The organism is Rothia mucilaginosa, from assembly GCF_964210535.1.
Classification (GTDB): Bacteria; Actinomycetota; Actinomycetes; order Actinomycetales; family Micrococcaceae; genus Rothia; species Rothia mucilaginosa_F.
The window spans coordinates 41606-57668 of the sequence record NZ_CAXOMR010000013.1; the positions used below are offsets into that span (position 1 = coordinate 41606).

Consider the following 16063-nt stretch of genomic DNA (forward strand, 5'->3'; position numbering starts at 1 on the left):
GCGAGTGGTGGGCAACGCAGGTTGGTGGGCGGGGCTGGTAGGGCGTTCTGCCCCGTTAGGCGCTTATCCCCTGCCGAGGAACGCCTCACGGTCAGCGTCCAGGGCACGGTCAATCGTACGCGCCAAAGACGGATGCTTAGCCAGCGTCGGGTCCTTCTCCACCACCGAGCGGGCATCCTCGCGGGCACGCTCAATAATGTCGGCATCGGCGAGCGCCCGCAAGAACCGCAGGGTGCTCTTCGAGCCCGATTGTGCAGCACCCAGAATATCACCCTCACGGCGCTGAGCCAGGTCGATGCGGGAAAGCTCAAAGCCGTCCGTGGTGGAGGCAACCGCATCCAGGCGCTCGCGGGACACGCCGCCCTCCTCCTGGCGGGTAACCAGCAGGCAGGTGCCCGCGTAGCCGCCGCGGCCCACACGACCGCGCAGCTGGTGCAGGCCCGAGATGCCGAAGCGGTCGGCATCCATGATGATCATGAGCGTGGCGTTCGGGACGTTCACGCCCACCTCAATGACGGTGGTGCTGATGAGCAGGTCAATTTCTCCGCGCTCGAAAGCGGTCATGACGGCGGTCTTCTCAGCCGGGTCCATGCGGCCGTGCAGGGTGCCGATACGCACGCCGACGAGGGCGTCCTCGGCACTCAGGTAGGAGTACATTGAGGCGACCGAGGTCAGCTGAACCTTGCCGTCGCTACTGGCGCTACCGCCCTGGCCGAAATAGCCCTGGGCTGAGTTGCCCGCGCCGGTTCCAGCACCGTTCAGGCTGGATGCGCCAAAGAACGCGGTGCCCTCCTCCAGGCTGTCGCCGTCCTCCCCGATTTTGGGTACGACAACATACACCTGGTGGCCCGCGTCGATTTCTTCGCGAGCGCGCCTCCACAGGCGGGACGCCCAGGCGGGCTTCTCGGCGAGGGGCACCACGTGGGTCGAGATTTTCTGTCGACCGGCGGGCAGGGTGTCGAGCACGGACACATCCAGGTCACCGAACACGGTCATGGCGACGGTACGCGGAATGGGCGTTGCGGTCATGACCAGGCGGTGCGGCAGGGCACCGTCGGTGCCGCGCAGGCCATCACGCTGCTCCACGCCGAAACGGTGCTGCTCGTCCACGACGACCAGACCCAAATCGTGGAAGCTCACCTCGTCGGAAAGCAGGGCGTGGGTGCCAATCACAATCTGGGCGGTGCCGTCGGCGAGTTCCTGCAGTACCTTGCGCTTGGCGCGGGTGCCCATGGAGGCGGTCAGCAGGCGCGCGCGCACGCGACCGGTTTCTTCCCCGCCGCCAGTCGAGCCGTCAGAGTCTTCGGGCGCCGCCATATCCCCCAGGATGTCCAACACCGAACGCAAATGCTGCTCGGCAAGCACCTCGGTCGGGGCGAGCATCGCGGACTGGCCGCCCGCATCGGCAACCTGCAGCATGGCGCGCAGAGCCACCACGGTCTTACCGGAACCCACATCGCCCTGCAACAGGCGGTTCATGGGCGATTCACTCGACAGGTCGGCGGCAATCTCAGCACCCACCTTCTGCTGCCCCTCGGTCAGCTCATAGGGCAGAACCTGAAGCAGCTGATCGGCAAGGCCGCCCTCCACGGCGGGGCGCGGCTGGGTCAGGTGCGCGGCACGCACCGAATGCAGGCGAGCCAGCGCGCTCTGCAGCACGAACGCCTCGCGGTAACGCATCTGCGCCTGCGCGGCACGCCAGGTGTCCTCCGAATCGGGGGTGTGCAGGGCGCGGTACGTCCACTCCAGCGAGGGCACCTTGCGGGCGCGACGAATCGTGTACGGCACAGGGTCTTCAAGCTCTTTGAGCGGCACCTTTTCGAGCAGCTGCGCCATGTAGCCGCTGATGCGGTCGGTGGGCAGCTTCACGGGTGCACGATAGACGGGCACGGGGGCGGTGGCGGCGTCAGTGACGTCCGCGTCGGAGGCGTCCTTCGAGAGCAGGGCGTAGTGCGGGTTGGTGAGGGTGTATTCGCCGCGGTAGATGCCGACCCTGCCCGAGAACATCATGGTTTCACCCTCGCGGATTTCGCGGGCGGCGGTCCAGGCATTGAAGAAGGAAAGCTTCATCTGCGAACCGATGAGCGCGCCGGGTTTCGTCATGCTGGGTGCGGGCACGCCAAAGAGGCCTCCCTGCGAGAAATCATCCTGGCCGTAGCTGTCTGAGTAGCCGCTATAGGAGGCGGGTTGCGTTCCCCTGCCTTGTGCCGGGTTCTGGGCGCTGGGAATCTGGGCACTGGGAATCTGGGCGGCAGGGTTGTGCGTGGAGTTAGCGAGCGCGTTGATGCGCGGGTTGTGCATCCCGGTCGCCTGCCAACTCTGCGCGGGCACGCCGGATACTCCGGATGCGCCGGGGCGGTTAGCACGGCCGGGCACCACGGATACGGGACCGCCAGCACCAAAACCAGCGGCACCAAAACCGGCGGGTGCCTCCTGCCCGGTGGCGTCGGAAAGCCGGTCGGTGATGGTCACTTCCGTGATTTTGCCGCGGCGCGCCGCCATGGTTCGGGTGCTCACGTGCACCACGCGGGCGATGATGGTGACGTCCTGGCCCTCAACGAGTTCGGCGAAGGAGCTGAGCTCACCGCGCGGCAGGTATTTGCGCGGGAAGTATTCGAGCATCTCCCCGACGGTGTGCAGGTCCAGGTGCGTGGAGATTGCCTTGGCGCTGGGCGCGGGCAGGTACTTTTTGAGCGGCGCATTTTCGATGCGGTCTTCGGAGGCGTAGCGCGCCAGGGCACGGCTCTTAGCCTCCGCGGCGGCTGATGCGGGCTTCTCAGCCGTAACTTTCTCGGCCGCAACCTTCGCAGTCGTTGCCTTCTTCGCGGAAGTCTTCTGGGCGGGGGCTTTCTTCGCAGAGCTCTTCTGCGCTGGGCTCTTCGGCGCAGCGGTCTTCGGCTTTGCCGGAGTCTTCTCGGTGGTAGCGGGTTGAGCGGCAGGCGTGTTCTCTGCGGAAGCCGTCTTCTTCGCTATGGTCTTCTTGGTCGCGGGCTTTTCAGCTTCCGCCTCGGGCGCGCTCTTCTTCGGCGCATTCTTCTTCGGCGCAGGCTTCTGCTCGCCCTTTTCGCTTGCCTTCGTTACCTTTTGCGGGCGCGCCGAAATATCCCGCGCGGCAGTTTCGCTCTCCTGCGGGATCGGTTCGTTCTGAGTTAGTTCCTTCTGAGCTGTTTTCTTCTGCGCTGACTTCTTCTGAGCAGGCTTCTTCCGGGCAGGTTCCCCCGGCTGATGTGCTTCCGGCTGAGTTGCCTGCCGTGCCGCCAACGCAATATCGACCAGCTCGTAGATAGCGTCGTCGGTCATGGTGTGCGCGGCGGGACCCAGCGAATGTTTGAGCGTCTTGAGTGCCTTACGGTAGGGTGCGCTGGCGCGCTGTGCCGCGCGTTCGCTCAGCTCGGCGCGGCTCGCCTTGCCCCGGGCGTAGGCGGCAAGATCGCGCACGGTCAGCTCGGCGGTGGTGCGGAGCTGTTCATCGCTCAGTAGCGGCGCATCCTTTTTCCGTTGCCGAGCTCGGGTCGCGGAATCAGCACGGGTCGCAGAACCGGCACGGGCAGGCTCCACAACCGTTGAATCTACGGACTCAGAATCTACGGGCTCACTCTGCGCTGCCTCAGCTTTCGCGGGCTTATTTGTCGGCTTAGTTTTGACCGGAGCAGGCTCAGGAAGACCCAAGTCCAGGGCTTCCTGCTGCGGGTTCACGGAACGTCGGGCGGGGCTCATGCTCCGCCCTCCGCACCGCACGCGTGGTCGGCGTGACGACCATCCACCAGGGAGGAAATACGCTCATCCGACCACTGACCGTAGCCCATAATCAGCTCGCGGGCGGGGTCGATGTCGGGCACATGCACGTGCAGCGCCCAGAGTCCAGCCGCCATGTCCAGGGGCGTAATGAGCAGACTGTCACCCATGGCTTCAAGTTCGGGGCGCAACTGCGCCAGGGCGAGGGGCTCGCAGGTCAGCGTACCCATGAGCTCCCAGCCGATCTGCCCCGCCTGTTCTGCGTGCCCACCTTCTGCGTGCTCGGCAGGTTCAGCGCCCGCCTGTTCAGAACCCACTCGTGCCGCAGAACCGGCTACAGAAGTCACATCGGCAGAGGGGGCACGCAGCATGGACTCCACCTGCGCCTCGTTCAGGGTCGCACCTTCCCAACGCGGGTTGGAGTGCACCACGGCAAGGTAGAAGCCGAGCGCGCCGGCATCCACGAAACCGGCAAGCTCGGGCGAGGGCGGGAACTGCGCGGTGCGTTCCAGCGCGGCACGCATCAGCGCACGTCGACGCTCTTTCAGCACCTCATCGGCAACTTCTGCGTCCTGCGATGCATCATAGTGTGCGTCCAGGCGGGCGAGCTCCACCATGACCGACAGCATCGTGGAGGGCACCATCTGCTCCCCCACGCTGGCACGAATACGCTCAGCCGCGAACGCCATCGCGCGCGCCTCCGCGTGGGCGTACTCCAGTTTCACTTCGCGGTGCTTCGGCAGGGAACCGCCAGCCAGCACACGCTCGTAGTCTGCTTCCAGGGCGCGCACGAGCGGCAACTCGGCAGCCGCATCGCCAAGCTCCTGGGCGAGGTTTCCGGGCAGGAACCAGTAGCTGCGCACCGCCTCCAGCGCCCAGGCGCAGAGCAGGGTACCGGAATTGCCGCGTGCCACGCGGGATGCGCGCATAATCGCGTGCTCGTAGATTCCGCCCAGCTGAATCCACAGGTGGGCGAGGGTTTCCTCTTCGGAGGCGCCCGCCGCCTCGGGCACGCACGCACCCTCCCCGACGGGAATTTCGCCAGCGGGAAGAACCTCGCTGGGCAGAACCTTACGGGGCAGATCCTCACTGGGCAGAACCTGTTCCATGCCCCGCTCAAACTCTTCGGTCAGGGTCAGCAGGGTGTGGGCAATATTGGAGCCGGTGTCCTTATCGGGCACGGGGAACCCGTTGAGTTCGTTGAGCGCCTCGCGGTAGCGTTCGATGGTGGTGCGGGCGGCGGTGGACCACGCTACGCCGAAGCGGTAGGCGCGCACGCAGGCGCGGCGGTAAATCTCGCGTTCTTCGGTGCGCTGGTTCTGTTCTGCGTTCACGCTACCCTCCTCGTCGGTTTCGTCAGTTTCGCGCGGTTCTCGGCTGAGTTTGTGGCTAGTTCCCGACTGATTTCCCGGTTAGTTCCCGACTGATTTCTCAGCGCCCGCGGCACGGGCGGGATCCAGCCTATTTCGTACTTCTATTCTAGGCAATTTCGGTTAAATGTACGGTATTGTCCGTCGTCTATCCCGCGGGCTGAAAGCACGGACTAAACATATAAACCGCACGCACCTCGCGGCACTCGGTGAAGCTCCTACGCGGAAGCCCCGTAGTGCTCCCAGCCCATGCCGTCCAGGGAGCGGCCGTCCATGACCACCGCCGCGCCGGTCACCGCATTGTGGCGGCGTTCGGCACCGTAGAGTTCGGCGCTCAGGCCGCGTTCCGGGGTGTCCGCAACGCAGGTACCCAGGGGCACAAACTCTTCGGGCACCTCACCGGGGAAGGTCGCCAGCAGGCCGTGGTCTTCTCCGCCGACCAGCACGAAGGTGCGCGCCAGGGATGCGGGGCTCTCCCCCGCCTCGTTGCGCTCACCAATCGCCAACAGCAGGCGCGCCAGCGGTAGCAACGGCTCGGCGAACGCATCCACGGCGGTGCGATCGAGGCGCATCTGCACCCCGGAGGCGGCGGCAACTCGTCCGGCGTCCTTGACGAGTCCGTCGGAGAGATCCAGCATGGAGCTTGCCTTATGATGGCGCGCCACCTCACCGGCGGGGATGGGGCTGACCGGGTGGTGCTGCGAGTCGACGGCGCGCTCGCAGACCGCAATCATGTGCGCGGCCTCTTCGGGGCTGAGGGTGCGGGCAAGCTCGATGAGCCCTTCGGGAAGAGCGCCAGCACCTTCCGGTTGCTGCTGAGCCCACGCCCGACTGACCGTGCCCAGCACCGCCTCAGCCTCCTGACCTGTGGCAATGGCACGCAACAGTGCCGTGGCGGGCAGGGAGAGCGGGTTGAGTAGCAGGCGCAGACCGGCATCGGACCAGGCGGTACGTCCCGCCAGGGCGATAGTGTCGCCGGGGCGTGCGCCGGAGCGCAGTACAGCGCGATCCGTGTAGCCGAGGGCGGTGACGGTCACCGACATTTCGGTGGAGTCGCCAATATCGCCGCCGCCAATCACGCATTCGGTGGCTCCGCAGGCGTTGATTCCGTCCACAATGCCGTGGGCGAAGTCGTCAATCCAGCCGTAAGGAGTGCTACCGGGCAGGCTCAAGGAGATGAAGAGGCTCGCCGGGCGCGCACCCATGGCGGCAACGTCGGCGAGGTTCTGGGTCGCGGCTTTGCGCCCCACATCGTAGCCGCTACTGCGGGCGGGTTCCAGAATGAGCTCACCGGCCTCACCCGCCCGTGCGATACCGCCGGGCCACAGGTTCATAAAGTCCTGGTCCTCAACGAGAGTGTCGGTGGTGACCACGGTACGCTGACCGGGCGCAGGCACGGCAAGGACGGCACAATCGTCACCGGGGCCCACCTCGAGGGGTTCGATGCGCCCCGCCTGGCGTGCCGCTGCGGCAACCTGCTCGTTGTGGGCGTTGATAATCGGCATGAAAGCGCGCAGAACGCGGGACTCCCCCAGCTTTGAGAGAGGTGTCTCTCGCATGGGGTTGTCCCGCGTTTCGCTAAAAGTCTGAGGATTCACATCCTCTATTATCGCGTATTCTTACGCGTTATGTTCGCCTTATGCTCCGCGGCTGAAGTAGCGGATTGCCAGAGCAATCAGCACCAAACCGATGAGCGAGAAGAGGATCAGCGGTGCAATACCGGAAAGTCCGGAATCGTCCGCATCCGCATTCTTCACGGCCTGCTCCTGGGCGGCGTTCGCGCCGTCAGCCTTTGCCACGCTCTTTGCGGAGCGGCTGGCGCTAGCCGAGGTGGAGGAGCTAGGCGACTTCGAAGCCGATACCGAGCTTGAGGAGCTCGAGGGGCTTACCTCGTGGGAGTGGTCCTCTTCGGTCTTATTGCGCGAGAGGTATCCAGCAACCCAGTCTGCCGCACCCGGGATGGAGTCATTCGAGCCGTTATTGGCTGCAATTCGTCCAAGGGTGGTACCGCCGGAACGCAACGGATCGTCATCGTCGCCATCAAGCCTGTCGCTCGGTGCCTTGCTCGGTGAAGAGCTCGAAGATCCCGAAGAGGAACTTGAGGATTCAGAGGAGTTGCCCGGTCGCGGAAGCTCAATGGAGATGATGACATCTTCCCCAGAGACTTCCTGACGATTGCCGGGGACGGTCACCGGGTTGTTCGCCGGAGGAATCGGAGCAACAGGTTCGGTCTCGATCGGGGTAACCGATTTGGAGTCCGAGCTGTCCTTGTTATCCTCTACCGGAGCTACCGGAATCACGGGGATGACCGCATCCTTGGTCGGCTCCTGCTTAGCTTCCTTGGAGGGCTCCTGAGTCGGATCCTGAACCGGGGCCGGGACGACCGGAACCTGAGAAGGATCCTGGGTGGGTGCCTCAGTCGGCTCGGGAGTTACGTCCTTGGTCGGTTCAGGAGCGGGCTCCGGATTCGGCTCGGGAGTAGGTTCAGGAGCGGGATCCTGGGTCGGCTCCGGGGTCGGTTCAGGAGTTACGTCCTTCGTCGGCTCGGGAGTAGGTTCAGGAGTGGGCTCCGGATTCGGTTCCGGAGTGGGGTCCTGAGTAGGCTCCGGGGTCGGCTCGGGAGTAGGTTCCGGGGTGGGCTCTACCGTAGGCTCAGGAGTCGGATCCTGAGTAGGCTCAGGAGTTGCATCCTTGGTGGGTTCTGCGGTGGGCTCCACAGTAGGCGCAACGGTCGGCTCCGCAGTCGGAGCTACAGTCGGCTCAACCGTCGGAGTTGCGGTAGGAGCAACACTCGGTTCAGCACTTGCGCTAGGAGCTACGGTCGGCGTAGCAGTAGGTTCAGCGGTCGCATCCTTAGAGGGCTCTACGCTAGGACTCGCTGTAGCACTCGGGTTTGCAGTCGCACTAGCAGAAGCGGTGGGCTCGGCAGTAGGCTGCGCGGTAGCGTTCGGGGTAGGAGTCGCATCCGGGCTGGGCGTAGCACTTGCGGAAGGCTCAGCACTAGCGGTGGGCTGAGCACTCGAAGAAGCGCTAGGCTGAGCGGTGGGCTCTGCCTGCGCTTTGTCAGTCTTATTGTCCCCCTGAGCGGTGGGCCATGCGCTCACGGTTGCGAGCGTGGGTACTGCCGTCTGAGAGGAAGATGCCGCGTTTGCGGTGGGGTCCAGGGTTTGGCTTGCGGTGGCGGTAGGGTTGGGCGGAACCTGAGACGCTGCCTCCTGCACATCTTGAGCAAATGAGGCTACGTAGGGGCTTCCGGAAGCAACCAGTGCTGTCGCCAGACTCGCAGAGACCACCTTACGGTTTCGTTTTCCCAAAGGTTGTCCTTGACTTTCTGATACGTTGTGAGTGAATAGATACCCAATCGCTAGGGCAGATTGGATATGCCTTCATCTATTCTACCGAATCGGCTTTTTCTTCATTACTCATTTTAGCGCTTTCATACCAATCTTTGAGCTTCAAGATGTGCAACGACCATCAACGACATCTTTTCGTTACCTAGAAGCATCATTTCATGCACTTATGAGCAGAATTACGTTTTGCCTTATCAATACCGCTTTAAAACTTGCACTCCACCATCCAAGCAGCCCCGAGGTGGGTGTAAGTGATTTTTCTCATGAGTGAAAAACGAGCGATTCTCATAAGCTTTTGGGGCTCAATACGTACCAATTACCCCTCCCGCACAGACTGAACTTGCCCACCGCGCAAAAAGCGCCCCGGCGCGAATCCCTCAAGAATCCGCACCGAGGCGCCTTACAGCAGGGGCTACTCCCCCACCGTTACGTATTCAATAACTGAGCGCAGTCAAAACGACAGCGTGCCCAAGAACTAACGCAGCTTCAAGAACAACTAACGCAGTCTCAGAACTAACGCAGCCTCAAGAACTAGCGCAGACCCAGGGGTCGTTCCATCGCCAGGGTCAGCAGCTCGCTAATCAGGTCAGTGTAAGAGATGCCGGTGTTCTCCCACATGGTCTTGTACATCGAAATCGGGGTGAAGCCGGGCATGGTGTTCACCTCGTTGATGACCAGGCGGCCATCCTCGGTGTAGAAGAAGTCCGCACGAGACAGACCTTCACCATCCAGCGCCAGGAACGCCTTCACAGCCAGCTCACGCAGACGATCCTGCACATCCTGCGGCAGGTTCGCCGGGCACACGGTCACAGCGGAAGACTCAGAAACATACTTCGCCTCAAAGTCGTAGAAGCCGTGATCCTCGTCCACAACCTCAATCTCACCGGGGTAGGATGCGCGGGGCATCTCGCCGTGGTGGCCATCGAGCACAGCGCACTCGATTTCGCGGCCCACAATACCCGCCTCAATAATGATCTTCGGATCGTGGCGGCGCGCCTCTTCAATCGCGGGCACGAGCTCCTCCACCGAATCCACCTTGGTAATACCGAAGGAAGAACCTGCGCGGGTCGGCTTCACGAACATGGGGAAGCCCAGCTTCAGCACGCGCTCCAGAATCTGCTCGCGGTCCTCGTGCTCCCACTGACGGTTGGTAACAACCTCGTAGGGGCCGACCTCCAGGCCAGCGGACTCGAAAGCAACCTTCATGAAGTGCTTATCCATGCCCACAGCGGATGCGGTCACACCGCAACCCACATAGCGCAGGTCAGCCATTTCCAGCAGACCCTGCACGGTGCCGTCCTCACCGAAGGGGCCGTGCAGCAGCGGGAACACAACGTCCACCGGCGCGGTGCGGGTAACGTTACCCTCAGCATCCACCAGGGTCAGGCGGGAATCGCCGGCGCCCATCGGCAGGAACACCTGCTGGGTACCCTCGGGGAACTCTGCGGTACCGCGAGTGCCAGCGGTCAGCTCGGCAAGCTGCTGCTCGTCGGTCAGGTACCAGCGGCCGTCACGGGTAATACCGATAGTGATGACGTCGTAGGCGGTGCGGTCAATAGCGCCCAGAACGCCGGCAGCGGTAATGAGCGAAATCGGGTGCTCGGAGGAGCGGCCACCGCACAGCAGGGCGACGGTCTTCTTCTCGGTCATATATTTCTCCTAGTCAATGTTCCCCTACCCTTAGGTCCGGAAGGTGGAACGGCAATGCGTCAATAATCCTAACGCACGAATACCGTCGCGGTCACTGATGCGTTTCTCACGCACCGGTTTTCCGCAACGGTATCCGTCCTCGGATGTCTACATTCAATCTTCTTCTAGTATGTCCTGGCACACAACCCGAATCAAGGGGTGCCAGCACACCAGAAAGCTTCAAAACCTAGTGGCCCTCATGCTTGAGGCGGCGACCCAGCAGCTGAGGCGCCAACTCCTCAATGCCAATACGGCCCGAAAGCACAGCCACCACAGCCTCAACAATGGGCATCTCCACGCCGTGGCGACGAGCCAGCTCAGCCACCACCGGTGCCGACTTAATCGACTCAGCCGTCTGGCTCATGTGCTCGTGCAGGCGGTCAGGGGTAACACCCTGAGCCAGCAGGCGGCCCGCCGTGTGGTTACGAGACAGCGGCGAAGAGCAGGTCGCAATCAAGTCGCCCATACCGGCAAGACCGCTCATCGTCGCAGCCTCGCCGCCCAACGCCACCGCCAGGCGGGTAATCTCCGCCAGACCGCGCGTCATAATGGACGCCTTCGAGTTATCGCCATAATTGCGGCCTTCGCAAATACCCACGCAAAGGGCAATCACGTTCTTCACCAGGCCACCAATTTCAGTACCAACCACATCCGTGTTGGTGTAAGGGCGGAAGTAACCGCACGCAATCGCGTGAGCAACAGCCTCAGCCACCGGCAGGGTACGAGCCGCAACCACGGAGGCGGTAGGCTCCTCCCCCATGATTTCCTTCGCCAGGTTCGGGCCCGAGAGCACGCACACGCGGTGCGGAATATGGCCGATCGCGCGCAGATCAGCACCGCGCAGAGCCATGGATTCTTCCAGCTCCTCGGTAATGACCTGCGACATGCGCAGACCCGTACCGGTCTCCAAGCCCTTCGCCAAAGACACCAGCATGGCGTTCGGCTCAATATAGCGGGCGAAGCTCTGCAACTGCGAACGCAGAACCTGCGCGGGCAAGGCAAGAACCACGATATCGGCGCCGGTCAGCGCCGCGGGGGCATCCGCCGTGAAGTGCATGTTATCCGGCAGCTTCATTCCCGGAAAATAGCGGGCGTTCTCGCGGGTGCGTTCGCACTCAGCCATCACCTGCTCATCACGACCGATGAGGGTCACGCGGGTGTCATCGCCGCGCTCGCGGGTAGCGTCCGCCGCGATCTTAGCGAAAGCGGTGCCCCAGCTACCGGCACCGAGCACCGCAATAGACTGTACGGTTGCCGGAGGGGTAAATTCAGGGCTTGCTGCGGGGGTGCGTCCAAAGAAGGTCACGAAAACACCTGCCTCTCTTCCTTGTGAGGTTATTGTGCGAGTCCCTGACAGGCGCCTCAGCAAATAGCCGCGGCTTCTGTCAGGGCCTCTACGATTTTCCCATCTGGGATGCTACTTTTCGTCCGGTTCGCCGAGCGCGCCACCAACCGGACCCGAGGGGGTACCGGGTGCTTCACGACGCTTCGTGCGCGGGTTCCAACGACCCTCAGGAGCCTTCTCACCGCGGATCGTCTCCAGCTCGGCGGTAATAGCGTCCAGCATGGCGTCGGTGACCACGCCCAGTTCGGTGCGGGTGTGCTTAGCCTCGGGGCTGGTATCCTCAACGAGGGAGGCGATATCCAGCGCCTTGCCAACCTTTACGCGAACGGTCTTGCGCGGGAACAGCGAAATCTTACGCTTCTCCTTGATGCGGCCGTCCTCGCCAGCCTCATCCACGTAACCGAGAATCTGTTCATCACCCCAGTGCGCCACCGGGTAGACGGGCGCACCGGTCGCAAGAGCCAGACGAGCCGCGCCGGTACGCGCCTGCATGGGCCACAGCTGCGGATCATGGGTGGTGGTGCCCTCCGGGAAAATCACGACGGCACCGCCAGCCTCAACAATCTTGCGGGCAGTAATCAGGGACTTACGCGCATCCACCGAACCGCGAACCACAGGAATATGCGCGAGCTTGCGCATAATGTAGCCGAGCACGGGGGCGCGGAACAGCGAATCCTTCGCCAAGAAGCGCGGCAGGGCGCCCTCAACGAAAGCAGGGAAAGCCACAGTCACCGGGTCAAGCTCGGTGGTGTGGTTAGCCACGATAATGTACCCGCCGCTCTTAGGCAGGTTCTCACGGCCGGTAATCTCAACGCGCGCGATGAGCTTGTACAGCCCGCGCGCAGCGTTACCGAGCACCTTGTACAGAGCATCACCGGAGGCGGTGGGCTCAATCTCAGGCAGAGCCTGCTTTCCCTGCTGTCCGCTCACTAGTCCTGAACCTCAACTTCCTCGGGCTCAACAACGACGATTGCTGCATCGGGCTTGGGAGCCTTCGACGCCTTGCGTGCCAGCACCTCAAAGTTGGCACCCAGGCCCTTGAGCTTCTCCTCGAAGTTCTCGTAGCCGCGAGCAATCAGCTCAACACCGCTCACGTGAGAGGTGCCCTTAGCAGTCAGAGCAGCAATAATGTGGGAGAAGCCGCCGCGCAGGTCCGGAACCTCAATGTCGGCACCGGTCAGCGGGGTGGGGCCAGAAATAATAGCGGAGTGACCGTAGCCCTTACCCTCGAAACGGCAGGGCGTGCCGCCCACGCAGTCACGCATGACGACAATATCTGCGCCCATCTGCTTCAGCGCGTTGGTGAAGCCGAAACGCTCCTCGTACACGGTCTCGTGCACGATGGACGCGCCCTTAGCCTGAGTCAGCGCCACGACGAGGGGCTGCTGCCAGTCGGTCATGAAGCCGGGGTGCACGTTGGTCTCAAAGACGATGGGCTTCAGCTGAGCTCCGGGGGTGCGCTGAGCCGGGTGGGTAAAGCGGATGCCCTCGGCGGTCACCTCGTACAGGCCGCCCATCTTGCGGAACTGGTTCAGGAACGCGGTCATGTCCTTCTGGGCTGCACCGCGCACGAAAATGTCGCCGCCGGTAGCCAGCGCCGCAGAAGCCCAAGAAGCAGACTCGTTACGGTCGGGCAGGGACGCGTGATCGTAGCCGGTCAGCTCGTCCACGCCCTCAATGACGATGGTGCGGTCCTCGTTAATGAAGATAATCGCGCCCATCTTCTGCAGAACAGCAATCAGGTCAATAATTTCGGGCTCAATCGCTGCGTTGCGCAGGATGGTCTTACCCTTAGCGCGCACACCGGTGAGCAGAACCTGCTCGGTAGCACCCACGGAGGGGTAGTTCAGCACAATCTCTGCGCCCTTCAGACCCTCTTCGGGAACGATCAGGGTGGTGCCGGTTTCGTCGTCCTTCTCAACGACCGCGCCGAACTTGCGCAGTGCAGACATGTGGTAGTCAATGGGGCGGTCACCGATCTTGCAGCCACCCAGGTTGGGGATGCGCGCGGTGCCGAGGGTGTGCAGCAGCGGACCCACCATCAGAATCGGGATGCGGGAGTTACCACCGAAGAGCTGAATCTCCTCTGCGTTCTTTGCCGCGGTGGTTGCATCCTGTGCGGGGTTGAGGGTGAGAACACCGGCTTCACGGTCGTAGTCGACCTTCGCACCGTGCAGCTCCACAAGGGTGGTAACGATTTCGACATCGCTCAGGTCAGGGACGTTACGCAGGGTCGAGGGGGTCGAACCGTGCAGTGCTGCGACCATCGCCTTGGGCACCAGGTTCTTGGCGCCTCGAACGTGAACCTCACCAACGAGCGGAGTGCCACCTTCAATGCGAAGCTTGCTGATGTTCTCAGTCATTAAAAATCCTTTGTGGAGTCGGCTGGTTTACGCCGAACTTTAACAGTGTGCCGATACGCCGCGTTCTGTCGTGCCGCGCCCCTGCCGGTAGCAGGGCGAAACGGGCGCATATATTCATCATTATTCTAAGCCCTGCGTAAAGGTGCTCCAAACACTGAAGAACCTTTGGAACTCGTGACTGGGATTTTTGTGTATGTGAAAAACCGGTCTGAACCCTCAGAATCAGAGCCGGAAAAAACAAAAAGATACACAAACATTCACACTAATGCAAACATTTTCTAGTTCTTCACCGAAATTTGACGCTAGTTTCGTCTTTTTGACGCACGAATTTGAACTTGAGAGCAACCTCACCCCTACAATAACGTGCACACTCGTGCCCGCTGAGCGGCGCCTCCACTCTCAAGGAGAAGCCAACCAGCTCTCAACTGCGGCATCGGCGCCGGCATTGCCGTTGCTCCTCGCAGTACGGGGCCACACGGCAGGGAACGGGCGTGCAAACACTGCATACAACCTTGCGATGATGCCCAACTAAAACGGTTCGGCTTCCTGGTTCACTTCAACTTCAAAAATTCACTTCAACATCACCGTAAATATTCGAAAGTCAACCGAAAACCACGGCGCATCGCAACCAACCACAGGTTACTTCGCGGCTGCATCCGCGAACTACCGGAGGACCCCAAAAATGACACATCACAACACTGCATCACGCATTTCGCGCCGTCGCCTCGTACAGGGCGCTGCATGGAGTGCCCCCGTCATCCTCGCCAGCGCAACCGTCCCCGCATGGGCGGCAAGCGGCGAGCCCACCTGCTCCCCCGCCCTGACCCTCAAGCCCACCGCAACCGGCTACGACGACAAGGCAGGCGCATACACCGAATGGCTCGTCCCCGAAGGCGTTGGACGAGTCCGCTTCGACCTTGTAGGCGGTGCCGGCGGTGCCGCAACTTCCTTCACCCCCCGCTACCTGACTGACGTCACGAACGCTTCCCTGGCTGGCGGCGGTGCCGGTGCACAGCTCAGCGGCGTTCTGGCGGTCAAGTCCGGCGATATCCTGCGCGTCTGGGCGGGTAACGGCGGCGTCGGCTCTGCATCCGGCGCGCAGCCCGCACTCGGCGGCGAAGGCTACGCTGCAGGCGGCGACTCCACCGGCTCCAGCAATGCAACCGGCAGTGCGCAGGTAGTGGGCACCGACAGCGGCTACGTGTACGGCGCGTCCGGCGGCGGTTCCTCCGCGGTCGAGCTCGTTCGTGACGGCTCAGTCACCGTCGTAGCCGTGGCAGGCGCGGGCGGCGGCGGTGCACAGCTGGGCACCCTCACCACCCACCAGCACATCTTCGACACCCAGCCCAAGGACCAGCTGAACCCGGCACTGCGTATCGCCATGGAACACAGCGATGCCAACAACACCGCGGGCGGTAGCGCAGGCGGCGACCTGGGCACCGACAACCCCGGCCAGGGCGGCATGCTCATGGCAAGCCCTTACCAGGAATTCAAGCCCCTCGACGAGGACGACAAGACCCTCGACATGCGCTTCATGGTCACCGGCGGTACCGCCGGCCGCTCCGGCGTAGCGGGCACCCTCGGCGAGGCACTGGTCGGCGTCCTCGACGAGAATAACGAGCTGAAGCTCATGCCCATGTCTACCTCCTGGTTTGAGTCGTACGATTTCCCGCGCTACTACCTTTACCAGGGCGACTCCGTGCATGAGGGAGAGAAGGGCACCGGCGGTGCGAACGCAACCGGCTCTTACCGCGGTAAGGGCGGCTCCGGCGCGCTGCTTTCCCGAACCCACGGCAAGCTCTCCCTCACCTCCGTAGCATCCGGTGGTGGCGCCGGCTACGGCGGCGGAGGCGCAGGCCTGAACATCTGGACCGTTGGCTCATACTACGAGGGCGTTTTCGGCCGTCAGGTGCAGTTCGAGGGCGAAGGCAACATCTACTCGCTCAGCGCCCTGAGCAGCGGCGGCGGCGCAGGCGGCAGCTACATTAACCACGAGGTGGTTTCTGACTTCGCTCTTGCCACCGCACAGAACGCGAACCCGACCGCGGGTGTGCGCTCCCCCGGTTCGGCGGCGCTGTACAGCTGTACCGAGAACGCAACCTTGAACACCCCCATCACTGAGGGTGCCTAAGCTCTAGGTATTGAATAAATACGCCTCCCCGGAAGTTCCGGGGAGGCACATTCATATGTGTGCCAGGTTTTTGGGTACAG

General features: G+C 62.7%; 9 protein-coding genes. 1 reads left to right on the forward strand and 8 read right to left on the reverse strand.

Annotated elements, in window-relative coordinates; translation table 11 throughout:
• Window positions 1-63 precede the first annotated feature (63 nt).
• From AB8C10_RS05705 to murA, 8 genes are all read right to left on the reverse strand, one after another.
• Entirely contained in the window at window positions 64-3717 is a 3654-nt protein-coding gene (locus tag AB8C10_RS05705; protein ID WP_368867124.1) for an ATP-dependent DNA helicase RecG, read from the reverse strand.
• Window positions 3714-5069 carry a Dak phosphatase gene (locus AB8C10_RS05710; protein WP_368867125.1) on the reverse strand — a complete coding sequence of 452 codons (1356 nt, stop codon included), beginning with the start codon at window positions 5067-5069 and terminating at the stop codon, window positions 3714-3716. The genes AB8C10_RS05705 and AB8C10_RS05710 overlap by 4 nt, the downstream gene beginning before the upstream one ends.
• A 254-nt stretch (window positions 5070-5323) precedes the next feature.
• Window positions 5324-6664: a thiamine-monophosphate kinase gene (locus AB8C10_RS05715; RefSeq protein ID WP_368867126.1), complete on the reverse strand. Its 1341-nt coding sequence runs from the start codon at window positions 6662-6664 to the stop codon at window positions 5324-5326.
• A gap of 78 nt (window positions 6665-6742) precedes the next feature.
• The gene (locus AB8C10_RS05720) at window positions 6743-8419 is read right to left on the reverse strand and encodes a hypothetical protein (RefSeq protein ID WP_368867127.1); all 1677 of its coding nucleotides are present in this window, start codon (window positions 8417-8419) and stop codon (window positions 6743-6745) included.
• 567 nt (window positions 8420-8986) lie between these two features.
• Window positions 8987-10105: a D-alanine--D-alanine ligase family protein gene (locus AB8C10_RS05725; RefSeq protein ID WP_070690546.1), complete on the reverse strand. Its 1119-nt coding sequence runs from the start codon at window positions 10103-10105 to the stop codon at window positions 8987-8989.
• A gap of 226 nt (window positions 10106-10331) precedes the next feature.
• Window positions 10332-11450 carry an NAD(P)H-dependent glycerol-3-phosphate dehydrogenase gene (locus AB8C10_RS05730; RefSeq protein WP_070642638.1) on the reverse strand — a complete coding sequence of 373 codons (1119 nt, stop codon included), beginning with the start codon at window positions 11448-11450 and terminating at the stop codon, window positions 10332-10334.
• A 111-nt stretch (window positions 11451-11561) separates the two neighbouring features.
• A complete protein-coding gene (locus tag AB8C10_RS05735; RefSeq protein WP_049347432.1) occupies window positions 11562-12419 on the reverse strand; it encodes a lysophospholipid acyltransferase family protein in 858 nt (285 codons plus the stop codon).
• Window positions 12419-13852 (reverse strand): UDP-N-acetylglucosamine 1-carboxyvinyltransferase, encoded by a 1434-nt coding sequence (murA, locus tag AB8C10_RS05740; RefSeq protein ID WP_049347430.1) that lies wholly within the window; start codon window positions 13850-13852, stop codon window positions 12419-12421. The genes AB8C10_RS05735 and murA overlap by 1 nt, the downstream gene beginning before the upstream one ends.
• A gap of 682 nt (window positions 13853-14534) precedes the next feature.
• Between murA and AB8C10_RS05745 the strand changes: the two genes are divergently transcribed.
• The gene (locus AB8C10_RS05745; protein WP_368867128.1) at window positions 14535-15983 is read left to right on the forward strand and encodes a transcriptional initiation protein Tat; all 1449 of its coding nucleotides are present in this window, start codon (window positions 14535-14537) and stop codon (window positions 15981-15983) included.
• Window positions 15984-16063: the final 80 nt, after the last annotated feature.

Bases quoted from the DNA above. Each gene is read 5' to 3' on its own strand.
- AB8C10_RS05705 (WP_368867124.1), bottom strand. From the start codon at position 3,717: ATGAGCCCCGCCCGACGTTCCGTGAACCCGCAGCAGGAAGCCCTGGAC.
- AB8C10_RS05715 (WP_368867126.1), bottom strand. From the start codon at position 6,664: ATGCGAGAGACACCTCTCTCAAAGCTGGGGGAGTCCCGCGTTCTGCGC.
- AB8C10_RS05725 (WP_070690546.1), bottom strand. From the start codon at position 10,105: ATGACCGAGAAGAAGACCGTCGCCCTGCTGTGCGGTGGCCGCTCCTCC.
- murA (WP_049347430.1), bottom strand. From the start codon at position 13,852: ATGACTGAGAACATCAGCAAGCTTCGCATTGAAGGTGGCACTCCGCTC.
- AB8C10_RS05745 (WP_368867128.1), top strand. From the start codon at position 14,535: ATGACACATCACAACACTGCATCACGCATTTCGCGCCGTCGCCTCGTA.